The sequence below is a fragment of the Marinilabilia sp. genome (assembly GCF_016278715.1).
In the GTDB taxonomy this organism is placed as follows: domain Bacteria; phylum Bacteroidota; class Bacteroidia; order Bacteroidales; family Marinilabiliaceae; genus Marinilabilia.
In genome coordinates this window covers 1-14,468 of the sequence record NZ_JADQBH010000225.1, presented here as the reverse complement: position 1 = coordinate 14,468, position 14,468 = coordinate 1, and the positions used below count along the sequence as shown (strand labels likewise).

At 43.1% G+C, this 14,468-nt stretch carries 7 protein-coding genes, 1 pseudogene and 1 CRISPR repeat array; of the genes and pseudogenes, 6 read left to right on the top strand and 2 right to left on the bottom strand.

The annotated features are described in order from the left end of the window. Positions 1–41: 41 nt before the first annotated feature. Positions 42–4,009: direct repeats of the CRISPR family, unit length 30 nt; unit sequence CTCCCAATCGTACCGTGGTGGAATTGAAAT. 170 nt (positions 4,010–4,179) lie between these two features. The 5 genes from QZZ43_RS13865 to QZZ43_RS13845 all read left to right on the top strand — a co-directional run bounded on the left by QZZ43_RS13865 (position 4,180) and on the right by QZZ43_RS13845 (position 9,813). Further along, complete coding sequence (locus QZZ43_RS13865) at positions 4,180–5,520, top strand: PhoH family protein (protein WP_291860529.1); 1,341 nt, start codon at positions 4,180–4,182, stop codon at positions 5,518–5,520. Positions 5,521–5,700: 180 nt separating this feature from the next. Continuing rightward, on the top strand, positions 5,701–7,071 hold the full coding sequence (mtaB, locus tag QZZ43_RS13860; RefSeq protein ID WP_291860527.1) for a tRNA (N(6)-L-threonylcarbamoyladenosine(37)-C(2))-methylthiotransferase MtaB: 1,371 nt from the start codon (positions 5,701–5,703) through the stop codon (positions 7,069–7,071). A gap of 22 nt (positions 7,072–7,093) precedes the next feature. Then, on the top strand, positions 7,094–7,888 hold the full coding sequence (locus tag QZZ43_RS13855; RefSeq protein WP_291860525.1) for an inositol monophosphatase family protein: 795 nt from the start codon (positions 7,094–7,096) through the stop codon (positions 7,886–7,888). Between the two features lies 1 nt (position 7,889). Further along, positions 7,890–8,786 (top strand): lysophospholipid acyltransferase family protein, encoded by an 897-nt coding sequence (locus QZZ43_RS13850; protein WP_291860522.1) that lies wholly within the window; start codon positions 7,890–7,892, stop codon positions 8,784–8,786. Continuing rightward, the gene (locus QZZ43_RS13845) at positions 8,779–9,813 is read left to right on the top strand and encodes a glycosyltransferase family 2 protein (RefSeq protein ID WP_291860519.1); all 1,035 of its coding nucleotides are present in this window, start codon (positions 8,779–8,781) and stop codon (positions 9,811–9,813) included. The genes QZZ43_RS13850 and QZZ43_RS13845 overlap by 8 nt, the downstream gene beginning before the upstream one ends. A gap of 76 nt (positions 9,814–9,889) precedes the next feature. Here QZZ43_RS13845 and murF read toward each other — a convergent pair whose 3' ends face one another. Then, the gene (murF, locus tag QZZ43_RS13840) at positions 9,890–11,191 is read right to left on the bottom strand and encodes a UDP-N-acetylmuramoyl-tripeptide--D-alanyl-D-alanine ligase (RefSeq protein ID WP_291860516.1); all 1,302 of its coding nucleotides are present in this window, start codon (positions 11,189–11,191) and stop codon (positions 9,890–9,892) included. 75 nt (positions 11,192–11,266) lie between these two features. After that, the gene (gene gldJ / locus QZZ43_RS13835; protein WP_291860513.1) at positions 11,267–12,754 is read right to left on the bottom strand and encodes a gliding motility lipoprotein GldJ; all 1,488 of its coding nucleotides are present in this window, start codon (positions 12,752–12,754) and stop codon (positions 11,267–11,269) included. A gap of 1,039 nt (positions 12,755–13,793) precedes the next feature. Here gldJ and QZZ43_RS13830 point away from each other — a divergent pair. Further along, positions 13,794–14,468, top strand: a pseudogene (locus tag QZZ43_RS13830) (hypothetical protein); the annotation flags it as partial.

The following is a 14,468-nucleotide window of genomic DNA, read 5'->3' as shown; positions in this document are numbered from 1 at the left end:
GAAATACTGAATGAGTTAATATTTCCCTGAGTTCTACCATACTCCCAATCGTACCGTGGTGGAATTGAAATACAATTTAAGATGCAAATTATTTTAAATGTTTTACCTCCCAATCGTACCGTGGTGGAATTGAAATGATACTTCCCCTAATTCATTTTCTTTCTTCTCCACCCCTCCCAATCGTACCGTGGTGGAATTGAAATTGAATATCGAAGAAGCACGATTACAAGATGAATTACTCCCAATCGTACCGTGGTGGAATTGAAATACCAAAAAGACCTGAGCACATCGGGACGCCCTGCACTCCCAATCGTACCGTGGTGGAATTGAAATTCAATAAAGAATCGCGCCAGTCCGGCGACCGGCCAATCTCCCAATCGTACCGTGGTGGAATTGAAATAAATAGTTTCCGGGGGGATTGTACCGGATATTACACTCCCAATCGTACCGTGGTGGAATTGAAATATAATTCAAGGAGGGATTGATATGGACTTTATTCTCTCCCAATCGTACCGTGGTGGAATTGAAATACCAATGACGCGTTTGAGATTACCGAGGATGTAACCCTCCCAATCGTACCGTGGTGGAATTGAAATCTCGGTGGAGTTGCTGCGAACCTTGGAGGTAACAAGCTCCCAATCGTACCGTGGTGGAATTGAAATAAAAAATAGGGGAAACGGAAATAATCGAAGCGGCTGACTCCCAATCGTACCGTGGTGGAATTGAAATACCAATGACGCGTTTGAGATTACCGAGGATGTAACTCCCAATCGTACCGTGGTGGAATTGAAATAAAAATAACAGGTCTTGAAGAAGAAAGGTTTATTACTCCCAATCGTACCGTGGTGGAATTGAAATTTTCAGTATTCGGATGTGGAATTTGTGAAGTCTCCCTCCCAATCGTACCGTGGTGGAATTGAAATAGACAAGCGGGATTGTGTCGCTACTTCTAATCCTGACTCCCAATCGTACCGTGGTTGAATTGAAATAAATGGGCCATTGCTGGCATATCTGTACAGGAAAGTTCTCCCAATCGTACCGTGGTGGAATTGAAATATGATATTTCAATAACGGCTCAAGGCGGAGATACCTCCCAATCGTACCGTGGTGGAATTGAAATAAGTCAAAAGTACCCAGGTAGTCGCTGGATGTTACTCCCAATCGTACCGTGGTGGAATTGAAATTCTGGTATTTTTACCTTGTGAGCGCTTGCGGGTGTCTCCCAATCGTACCGTGGTGGAATTGAAATATCAGTCAGGAACGGGCCAAAAAAGCCGCCAAAGCCACTCCCAATCGTACCGTGGTGGAATTGAAATCCTTTCAAGATGAAAAGCAAGTGGTCAACTGGTTTCACTCCCAATCGTACCGTGGTGGAATTGAAATATGTATATGGCTTTGTGGAATAAATTTGATTCTTTCTCCCAATCGTACCGTGGTGGAATTGAAATGCCTTAAAGTTTGTACAAAATTACTCTCTTTGTAGCTCCCAATCGTACCGTGGTGGAATTGAAATTGGAAAGCTCCAGAGGTTCCTATAGATGCCTGGAATCTCCCAATCGTACCGTGGTGGAATTGAAATATGCTAAACGTGGAGGATATTCTGCGGGAAATGGAACTCCCAATCGTACCGTGGTGGAATTGAAATATCAAAATCATGCGGCCCAGGGAAGTTAGTATCAGCTCCCAATCGTACCGTGGTGGAATTGAAATCACCTTTACCGATAAGGATGGCAACTCTGTGGTTGCTCCCAATCGTACCGTGGTGGAATTGAAATAGCACGAGGACACTTATGAGAAGATCCGCTTTGGCGCTCCCAATCGTACCGTGGTGGAATTGAAATGTCAAACCCTCTGAGACTTTTAAATCCTCAAACTCCCTCCCAATCGTACCGTGGTGGAATTGAAATGATTTATGACGAAGTTGGATTCAAAAAGATAGTGGACTCCCAATCGTACCGTGGTGGAATTGAAATTCCCATTGACCCACTTTTCAAAAAGTTCAAGAAGTTTCTCCCAATCGTACCGTGGTGGAATTGAAATTACAAACAGACCACCGGAAGCGTACGTAGGTGGACTCCCAATCGTACCGTGGTGGAATTGAAATTCAGTAAGCGTTTCTTTTTTCTGATCGGGGGTGTCGCTCCCAATCGTACCGTGGTGGAATTGAAATCACTTTACCATTGCCGATGCCATTGTGAAAATGGACTCCCAATCGTACCGTGGTGGAATTGAAATATGTTAATGAACTACCAATCTCCAGCTATCTATTGGCTCCCAATCGTACCGTGGTGGAATTGAAATACCCACAAATCCCGGTCGGGATGACTTGTTTTAGCTCCCAATCGTACCGTGGTGGAATTGAAATAACGATAAAGAGACTCCATACCATTTACACGGATACTCCCAATCGTACCGTGGTGGAATTGAAATTCAATATCTTCCATGGAGTAATTGGTTATCTCAAAACTCCCAATCGTACCGTGGTGGAATTGAAATCCGTACGATTTTGGTTTATATCCCTGACCTGAGGGCCCTCCCAATCGTACCGTGGTGGAATTGAAATCCTAAAGGAAATAACTATTGGCAGTTTAGAAACACTCCCAATCGTACCGTGGTGGAATTGAAATTTTAATGTATTAATACTTAACGGAAAATCAAGACGCTCCCAATCGTACCGTGGTGGAATTGAAATACCGGTTAGATTACTTCTTTACTCAGTTCGAAGCATCTCCCAATCGTACCGTGGTGGAATTGAAATCAATCTCATAAGTACTATCATTTAACGGTTCAAGCTCCCAATCGTACCGTGGTGGAATTGAAATAGAGATACAACCGTTGAAGATTTAAGGAATTTTTCACTCCCAATCGTACCGTGGTGGAATTGAAATTCAGCAATACCTACAAAGACTTAAACCGTGTCCAGGCTCCCAATCGTACCGTGGTGGAATTGAAATAAAAATTTTTTAATTGTCTTCATATTCTCTCATTTCTCCCAATCGTACCGTGGTGGAATTGAAATTCGAACTATTAACCGAAACAGGAGGAACCTTATCAGACTCCCAATCGTACCGTGGTGGAATTGAAATTCCAAATAGGTTTCGGACATGGTTAATGCGAAGTACTCCCAATCGTACCGTGGTGGAATTGAAATATCTCAATTGTAACACTATCAGACAGCCCTAATATTCTCCCAATCGTACCGTGGTGGAATTGAAATTTGCCAGTTTTTCATTTCCGGGCGTTGGCTTTAATTTACTCCCAATCGTACCGTGGTGGAATTGAAATGCAGCCATGCGGAGATAAATTCAATAATAGCGCCCTTCTCCCAATCGTACCGTGGTGGAATTGAAATACCTTCCAAATAGTTTGCTTGCTTTTATCCATTTTCCTCCCAATCGTACCGTGGTGGAATTGAAATTAAAAAATACATGCAGACACTAAATATCTAGTACACTCCCAATCGTACCGTGGTGGAATTGAAATATTCAAGATCAGACGTATAGCCGTTTTTCTTACGCTCCCAATCGTACCGTGGTGGAATTGAAATGGATTTATCAAATAGCCTGTTTATTGCTTTAGGCGACTCCCAATCGTACCGTGGTGGAATTGAAATTTCCTACGCTGTGATTATTAACCCTATTTTGCTTATACCTCCCAATCGTACCGTGGTGGAATTGAAATACCTGCAAGTAATAGGCGTCAGGATTCTTGCGTAGCTCCCAATCGTACCGTGGTGGAATTGAAATAAAGACTGGTCTAATAAGATGACCCCATCCATATCCCCTCCCAATCGTACCGTGGTGGAATTGAAATGCCCGTAACCATCCAATAAGAGTTTTTGGATTTCCCTCCCAATCGTACCGTGGTGGAATTGAAATTGAATTTTTATGGCTTTGGCAGGACAAGGAAGAGACTCCCAATCGTACCGTGGTGGAATTGAAATGACAATGAAGAAACCTCAGAAACGGAGCTTTTGGATCTCCCAATCGTACCGTGGTGGAATTGAAATAGCGTATTATCAATTCTCGGATTGGTTACTCTGTACTTTCAATCATTCCGAGAAAAATTCCTCTTATTCCTTCTAAAAGCCCATCACCAAAAACTTTTCTTCCTCCCCACTTGAGTCCCCAAATTTTTCCATATATTTAGAGGACAACAAATCTTTAAAACCCTTCATTTATGACTGCCAAAAAGAAAAAATCAGGAAAAATATTTATTCTGGATACAAATGTTTTACTTCATGACCATAAGTGTCTTTACAATTTTGAAGAAAACGACATCATAATCCCCATTGTGGTGCTGGAAGAGCTCGACAAGTTTAAAAAGGGGAATGACCAGATAAATTTCCAGGCAAGGGAGTTTGTCCGGGAAATGGATCGGCTGTCGGGAGAGCAGCTTTTCACCAAAGGAATTTCCCTGGGCAAGGAGCATGGAAGGCTTTTTATTGAAACAGGAAAGCCTATCCCTACTCAGATGCAGAATTCCTTTTCCGAAAACACTCCTGATCATCGCATACTGGCCATCACTTTACATATAAAAGAAAAAAATCCTGAACGGCAAACCATTCTCATCACAAAAGACATAAACCTTAGAATGAAAGCCAAGTCTTTGGGATTGGTTTCAGAAGACTACGAATCCGACAAAGTCAAGAATATTGAGATACTCCATCACGGGGTCGAGACTTATGACGGTTTTGATAAAACCATTATCGAAGCCCTCTACCAGGAAGGACAAGTCCCCCGGGCAGAGTTCCCAATGACGGAGGAGCAGCTGCCTGCCAACCAATATGTAATTCTGAAAAATGCAAGTCAGAGTGTGTTGGCCTGGTATGATCCCGTGAGCCAGACCATCCGCAGAATTGAAAAACATTCCGCCTTTGGCATCGACCCCCGCAATGCAGAGCAAACCTTTTCATTGCATGCCCTGCTCAATCCCAACGTCAAACTGGTATCCCTTACAGGAAAAGCAGGTACAGGAAAAACATTGCTGGCATTGGCGGCAGCGCTGCATCAACATAAACAATACAAACAGATATTACTGGCAAGGCCTATTATGCCGCTGGCCAACAGAGACTTGGGATTCCTACCGGGCGATATCAATGAGAAGATAGGGCCATACATGCAGCCCCTTTTCGACAATCTGGGGGTTATCAAAAATCGATTCCCTCAACAAAGCAAAGAATTGAGTCAGATAGATGAAATGCAAAAACGCGAAGAACTGGTGATTACCCCCCTTGCTTACATCCGGGGCCGGAGTCTTTCCGATGCATTTTTCATCATTGATGAAGCGCAAAACCTGACTCCGCACGAAGTAAAGACCATTATTACCCGTGCCGGAGAAGGTACCAAAATGGTTTTCACCGGTGATATCCATCAGATTGATTCTCCGTATCTGGACATGCTAAGCAACGGACTGGCCTATCTGACCGACAAGATGAAAGGCCAGGAAATCTTTGCCCATGTAAACCTGATGAAAGGAGAACGCAGTTATCTGGCCGAACTGGCATCGGATCTGCTTTAAGCTTAAAGGAGAGCTTAGCTGTTAGAACCTGGCTCATAGATGTTAAGGGAACCGGGACGGAAGTAACTTTCCAGACTCTTTCCACCAATTCAAAATCATTCCTATCTTTGCAGATTCATATATATAAAATATTTGCTGCCTGCCTGTAAGCAGGCAGCAAAAAATTTAACTATCTGCCAAATGATAGACCAGTCACAGTTTACGAGAAGAACAGTGGCCTTCTACACTTTGGGATGCAAGCTTAATTTTAGCGAAACATCCACCATTGCGCGCCACTTGCAGGAAGAAGGATTTGTCCGTGTCAATTTCAACGACGGGGCAGATATTTATGTCATCAATACTTGTTCGGTCACGGAAACAGCTGAAAAGAAATGCCGTTACACCATCAATAAAGCCCTTAGGACCAACCCCAAAGCGTTCATCGTGGTAACCGGCTGTTTCGCTCAACTCAAGCCCGAAAACATTGTCAACATGAAAGGAGTGGATCTGGTGCTCGGCAGTAACGAAAAGTTGGACATGGCCTACTATCTGGGTTCGCTGGAAAAGCTTGATACCGCTGAAGTCCATGCCGGAAATATCGCCAAAGACAAGCGTTTCATGACTTCCTGGTCGTCGGGCGACCGCACCCGCACATTCCTTAAAGTTCAGGACGGATGCGATTATTTCTGCACCTACTGTACCATTCCGCTGGCCAGAGGAAGATCGCGCAATGCAACCGTTGCCGAGACCGTCCAGCAGGCCCGCGATGCAGGAAATGCAGGAGCCCGGGAAATCATTCTCACAGGAGTCAATATTGGTGATTTCGGTAAAAGCACGGGAGAGAGCTTCCTTGACCTCATAAAAGGACTTGAAAAGGTTGACGAGATTGAAAGATTACGCATCTCCTCTATTGAACCCAATCTTCTTTCGGAGGAAATTATCAGCTTTGTAGCGGCATCCGAAAAGTTCATGCCTCATTTTCATATTCCCCTTCAATCGGGAAGCGACGAAGTGTTAAAGTTGATGAAACGAAAATATGACACTGCCCTTTTCCGCCACCGGGTGGAAACTATACGTGCACTGCTTCCGAATGCTTTTATCGGTGTAGATGTAATAACAGGTGTGAGAGGCGAGACAGACAAAGCTTTTGAGGAAACACGTGCACTCCTGGGCAATTTGAAGATATCACAGTTACACGTGTTCACTTATTCCGAGCGCCCCAACACCCAGGCACTAAAGATAGACTATTCGGTGCCACAGGAAGAGCGAAAACGAAGAAGTGGTATTCTACATGAGCTATCGGCCAATAAAACCAGAAAATTTTATCAGCAATTTGAAAACACCTCTGCCAAAGTACTGTTCGAAGAGCACTCTACCGATGGCACAATGCATGGCTTTACAGAGAATTATCTACGTGTGGAATGTCCATTCAATGAAAAACTGGCCAACCGGATTGTTGAAGTTAGGCTAAAAACGCTTTCTCCCCATTCCGGGAATATGACCATTGAGATTCCAGAAAATATTATTGAGAAAGAAGATTTCCGTTATTCACCGGAAAATCTGCACCTTTAACACCGAAAAAACAAATAAAAATATGCCTGACTTCAAAAAAATATGTGAAGCTACCGTACAAATCACCCGCGAAACAGGGAGGTTTGTAAAGGAATACCGTCAAAACAACAAACCGTCTGTAGAGTCTAAAGGGCGAAATGATTTTGTGACGCAAATTGACAAAGCATCAGAAGAAAAACTGGTAAAAGCATTGGGAGATCTCCTTCCTGAAGCCGGTTTTATTGCCGAGGAGAACACTTCGGACAAAGAGGGCGAAATCTACAATTGGATAATTGACCCCATAGACGGGACCACCAATTTTATTCACGGATTGTATCCCTATGCCATCAGTATTGCCCTGAAAGCCAACGATGAAATTGTGTTGGGAGTGGTTTATGAAATGGGGATGGACGAATGTTTTTATGCCTGGAAAGGCGGACCCGCTCTGATGAATGGTGAGCCCATCAGCGTATCGGACAATGCCACGGTGGCCGACAGTCTCATTGCCACTGGATTTCCATACACCAACTACAGTTTAATTGGAAATTTCATGGAGACCCTCGACTTCTTCATGAAAAATAGTCACGGACTACGCCGACTGGGCTCTGCCGCTGCCGATCTGGCCTATGTGGCCTGTGGTCGTTTTGATGCCTTTTACGAATACAATCTGAAGCCCTGGGATGTAGCTGCAGGTGCTTTCCTGGTGCAGCAGGCAGGAGGAAAAGTAAGCGATTTCAGGGGCGGAAACAATTACCTGTTTGGAAAAGAAATCGTTTGTGGAAACAGCCAAATGTTTGCGGAGATGCAGAAGGTGATTGACAAAATTATGAACAAATAAGATGAACAAACTCGCCTATTACATCTGGCATCCTTTAATCTGGCTCATTTCTTGGCTTCCGTTGTCAGTTTTATACAGATTTTCGGACTTTCTGTACTATCCGGTATCAATTGCCGGCTACAGAAAAAAAGTAATCCTGGACAATCTTAAGCGGGCCTTTCCCAACCATTCCGGGGAATGGCAAAAAAAAACCCTTCGTAAATTTTATCGTCATTTTTGCGACCTGTTTGTGGAAACCATCAAACTACAACACATCTCCGACAACGAAATATTTCGCCGTATTACCTTCATCAATACTGAAGCAATTGACCGGGCAACAGAAGCCGGAAAAGATGTAATTGTCATCCTGGGTCATTACGGAAACTGGGAGTGGGTTCCGGCTATCAATATGCACACCAAAGCAAACGGTTATAGTGTTTACCGCCCATTAAAAAACCAATGGTTCGATCAGTACATGCTTAATTTACGTTCCCGTTTCGGATCCCAAAATATAACCATGAAAAAGACCCTTCGTGTGGTAGCCGGGCTAAAAAGACAAAACACCAGGTTTATCCTGGGACTGATAGCGGACCAGAGTCCTGCCAAACATGAGATTCAACACTGGACAAATTTTCTGACGCAGCCAACACCGGTTCTTACCGGACCGGAGAAAATTGCAAAAATGGTCAACGGGCAAGTGGTCTATTTTAAGGTCTCTAAACCCCAGCGGGGCCATTACCATATAGAAGTTGTTCCATGGGAAGGAGAACCAGCCAGTGCCCCGGAAAACAACATAACCGAATGGCATGTGCGGCAGCTTGAGCAGAGTATCCACGAACGTCCTGAATTGTGGCTCTGGTCGCACAAGAGATGGAAATACCAGGGAGAATACGCTAAAAAAGACCAAGCCAATGCCTGAACCAACCATAGCTATCGTTATCCTCAACTGGAACACCCGCTCTATGCTGGAGCGGTTTCTCCCTGATGTACTGGAAAACTCCAAACTCCCGGGTGCCACGGTTGTTGTGGCTGATAACGGCTCCAACGACGGTTCCGGGGAGCTTATTAAACAAAATTTCCCGGAGGTTAAACTTCTTCAACTTAATAAGAATTATGGATTTGCCGGGGGATATAACCGGGCATTAAATCAGATAGATGCCACTTATTCGGTGCTGCTCAATTCAGATGTAATACCCGGGCCCAACTGGCTTGAACCACTTGTGCGGCAACTGGAAAACCACCCCAACTGTGCTGCTTGTGTTCCTAAGATAAAGGACTTAAACCACCCCGAAATGTTTGAATATGCAGGTGCTGCAGGTGGCTTTATCGATAAATGGGGATACCCTTTCTGCCGGGGAAGAATTTTTGACCGGGTTGAAAAAGACCATGGCCAATACAACAAGCCCGGTGATGTTTTTTGGGGAAGCGGGGCTGCTCTGATGGTCCGGACAAAAGAATTTAATCAGTCCGGTGGACTTGACGAACACTTTTTTGCCCACATGGAAGAAATCGACTGGTGTTGGCGGATAAAAAACCAGGGCATGACAATAGCTTATATTCCCAAAAGTACCATTTTTCATCTTGGAGGAGGCACCCTCAATGCCATGTCGTCGCATAAAACGTACCTGAATTTCAGGAATAATTTGTTTATGCTTTACCGAAATCTTCCCCAGAATAGCTTTCAGTCCACCATCTTTGTCCGACTCATGCTTGACGGAATTGCGGCAATAAAATTTTTAGTTTCGGGCGAATGGAAAAACACCAAAGCCGTTTTCAGGGCACACAGGGATTATTTTAAAAGAATTCCTCAACTCAAAAAGGAACGACTGGAATTACAGAATAAGACCACCGTTTTCAGTCACAAAGAGATTTATCCGAACAGTCTGATTCTGGATTTTTTCATAAGAGGAAGAAAAAAATTTTCAGACCTGAATTTTTTCAGATAAAGTGAATAGAGCTTAATTCAAGTGAATCAACTACGATAATATCCACTATTAACCAGAGAAGTAAAACTACATAAACTTACAACACCTCAGCCACCGATTCCAGACGATTGGCCCTGCTCCCCTTAATCAGGAATAATGCATTGCGTATTTTCTGTTTTTCAAGAAAAGCCCTGAGTTCTGAAGTGTCTTCAAACCAACAAAAGCGCTTATCATCAGAAGATACTTCCTTAAATTCGGTTCCTGTAAGATAACAAACTTCAAAATCCATTGATTCGAGTGTTTCGATGAGTCTGGAATGCTCGGACTTACTTTCGGAACCCAATTCTTTCATACTTCCCAACACCAATATTTTACGGGCATGATGAATAGCTTTAAAATTCTCAAGAGCCACACTCATGCTTGACGGATTGGCATTGTATGCATCTAATAACACCTGATTTTTTCCCGAGTTAAAATACTGAGACCTGTTGTTTTGGGGCACATAGTTTTCCACTGCCTCAATAACCAGCGCTTCCTCCACACCAAAGTAGTGTCCTACAGATGCAGCAGCCAACACATTATCCAGATTGTAAAGCCCCGTCAGGCATGTCTGAACAGGTTTTTTTTCAACTCTTGAGGTTGTCAACAAAAACCGCAGAAGTGGGTCTGCAGAGATTTCAGATGCTTTCACAACAGCGCCTTCTTCTTGCCCATACCCTATCCAGGGATACTCTCCAATCATTTCCATCAGATGTAAATTATCTACATTAATGAAAATCTCACCTCCATTTTCTTTCAGAAAGCTATAAAGCTCCCCTTTTCCCTTTTTCACTCCGTCAAAGGACCCAAAACCCTCGAGATGAGCTTTCCCCACGTTAGTAATAAGACCATGGTCGGGCCGGGCAATATTACAGAGATCAGCAATTTCTCCCACGTGATTGGCACCCATCTCAACAACAGCTATTTGGGTGGCTGGAGGGATGCTCAACAGAGTAAGCGGAACCCCTATGTGGTTATTAAAATTGCCCTGTGTAAACCATACATTGTATTTTTTTGAGAGAACAGCAGCCACCAGTTCCTTGGTAGTTGTTTTGCCATTGGTCCCCGTGATACCGATAACGGGAATATTAAGGTTATTTCGGTGATGCCGAGCAAGATTCTGAAGTGCTTTTAAGACATCAGGCACCACAACACAGCCCTCCACTTTCTCTAATGCCGCGTCGTCCACAACAGCCTGGACGCACCCTTTTTTAAGGGCCTCTGCAGCAAATTTATTTCCGTCGAACCGTTCTCCTTTCAGTGCAAAAAAGATACTTCCCGGAATAATATGGCGGGTATCAGTTGACACTTTTCCCGACTGAAGAAAAACCTCATATATCTCTGCGACACTCTTGCTCATAGGAAAAAAATACTAAAAAGGGCCGGGAAAATCCCGGCCCCAGTTTTGATATTTTATCTAAAATCCAGATGGTTATTATTTTCTTTTGTGAGGTGTTCCTACACGAGTCATGGCACAACGGAATCCGATATCATCTCTGGATTCACGCTCATCCAGGAATCGACGGGTTCCGGGACTCAGCCAGTAAGCACGGTCACGCCATGAGCCACCTTTGTAAACCCTTGTACGGTCAGAAATGGTACTGCTCATAATACCAGGACTGTCAGCATACATGCTCTCAGTGCTCTTCTCACTGGTTGACCAGTTGCCTCCCATCGAAATATTTGACTGCGGGTCACCATCTTTATAGTTAATATTATCAGAAGTTCGGTAGTTATTACGATCCAGAATGTCTTCGTCGGTCTCAGCACGATATCTGATCTCACCATACTCATCCTTTTCCACGACATAACCTTCCTCATCCAGCATTTTTGTTTCAAAAACGTTTCCACGGAAAGGACTAAACTCAGCGGTAATTTCGTTAGACAACGGGCGATAAACATCGGCAACCCATTCATTTACGTTTCCGGCCATACAATAAAGACCGAAATCGTTGGGATAATAAGAATTAACCGGAACAGTAATGTCACCTGCATCATTAAGGTCACCAGCCATACCCATGTAGTCACCAGGGCCCCTCACAAAATTTGCCATCATACGACCTCTTTGCTTTTTAGATGGGTTGCGAAGTGTATGACCATTCCAGGGATATATCCGACGATCCGTCAGACGTTCCTGGTAGGAATTTCCAATTAATCCATACGCTGCATACTCCCATTCTGCCTCCGTTGGAAGGCGATAACGGGGAAGCATAAGACCATCACTCTGACGAACGCGACGAGTATCTCTTTCGGGGTTCAAATCCTCCATTGGATTTTTACCGGGTAATCCTTCATATTGTCCCAACAGATAAGCCTCAGAATCAAAATTATTGGCTCCTGATTGTTGGAGGTCTAATTCCAGGATTCCCATTTCAACAAGTATATGCTCGTTGACACGGTCAGTCCGCCACGCTGCGTAATCAGATGCCTGAAGCCAGCTAACTCCTACCACAGGATATTCGCTGTAAGCAGGGTGACGCAGATAATTCTCAACCATCGGCTCATTGTATGCCAAAGGACGACGCCATACCAGTGTGTCCGGCAAAGCTTTACGATAAACCTCGGGCATATCTATAAAAACCCGGTTTAACCAAAACAGATATTCGCGATAGTCTACATTGCGAACTTCAGTCTCATCCATATAAAATGAACGAACAGTAACACGACGGGGACTGTTGTTCCATTGTTTCATCACATCTTCCTCGACACTTCCCATTATGAAAGTACCACCCTCAATAAACACAAGTCCGGGACCTGTCTCCTGTTCAAAGTTGGCCTGGTATTCAAAACCACCGGATTCAGGGTCGTTATATTCCCATCCTGTTGTGGACGAGGCAGATTTTTTGGCTCCACCGCCACAAGATGCTAAAACCATCAATCCCAGCAACAAAGCGGGAGTAAAAAGTCTGGATTTCAATCTCATAACTTGTTTTTCTTGGAATTCTGTTCTAATATCAAATAACAAAGATAAACATTCGGTGCATTCCGCAAGAATTTTTATCTTATTTAAATTTCCTCTATCACCCTTTAAACCTGCATGCCAATGCTTTATTCCATTTCTGAAAGAATAAATACCATTGTAAACGTTTCAGCACACAAACAAAATCATGCGATATACATTCATAAACGTTTAACGCATAAATTCATTGTTTTTATACTGCAAAAATAAAAAAAGGTTATACCGTAAAGGCAACTTTATTCCTTTTTTTAACATTATAATAGATCGTTAGATTTTTAGAGGTGAAAGGGTAAAGAATCATATTCTATTGACCTGATGGTCTTTAAGGCAAACCCCGTTGGCACTTAAACGCCTAACTATCAAGATTATAAATAAATATTACAAATTATATTTTTAGTCGCGTATGTATTTTTAGAGATTACTTTGGGCCGAGCCATCGCATTGACTCGGTCTCACTTTCATATAAAAGAGGTTGGCAGATGGCAGGGCGAAAAATCCGCTCTGCCATCTGCCAACCTCTTCTCGGTCACCCGGAGGTTTCGTTCATTACGAGTGGCAGCCCCAAAAATTTTGAAGCACTATATATTTATGACAGGATTGGCACGTCCCCGCAGGGAGAAAACTATTCGGAAATTTTATTCTAATGTGGGTTAACGGTCAAATTAACTGCTTTGCTCGTTAAAAAATCAGCGCCACCTCATTTGCATTTTCATTTTTCTAATATGGCACACGCTGATATAAACCACAGCCAAAAAAAACAATAACACCCAAAAAATAAGGTTATTGCATCGCCTGGGCTTTGTATTCAGTCTTTTTTCAATGAACTATTGTAACTTTTATCTCGAATAATAATAATAAAACATTTTTTTTCGTTTACAGTAAAAGGAAACAATTACAACCATTCGATTATTTTTGTGTTTTAAATTTACTGATAATTTTGCGATTTCATTGTTCAGTTGATTTTTTCAGACATCGTCACAAACAAGTAGCAGAAGTTTACATTATGGCTAAACGCCCCGGCATAACAATCTTATTTTTAATTCTGAGTACATTAATACTTAGTGGCTCCATTAATCCTGAAAAAAACAACAACATTACTTTTGTTGATAATCTTTTCTGGAAAGCGACTGCTGAATATCCTGAACTACCTTTTTCAGGAAATGGTTTTTTTAATGAAGCCTCCGGGGTTCCCGTTTACCGCACAACCTTCCCCCTGCCGGAAGATTTTTCATCACAAAAAGTAACAATCCAGAAAGTAGATTTCATCCCCCATCAGTGGGCGTCAGTTTCCAGCAGCAATTACCTAACTGATGTTACCAGCAGTGATGTAAGTGAAAATTTCACCTACCGAATTGTTACCATCAGAAAAAAAGCCTTTTTGGAGATAGAAGTAATTCCTTACAGAAATACAGGAGGACAGCAGGAGAATTGGGAGAAACTGATTCAATTTTCGGTTGATCTTACATTTTCCCCCAAAAATGCAACTCAACTAAAATTGACTTCCACAAGGTATGCAGACAAGTCCGGGCTCTCATCGGGCAACTGGGTGAAAATCGGAAGTAATGAGCGGGGTATTCATAAAATTCCCTACGCGACCCTTCAGTCATGGGGTTTCACGGAACCTTCAAAAGTGCAGATTTTTGGCAACGGTGGAGCAATGGTTCCCATGAGCAATGGT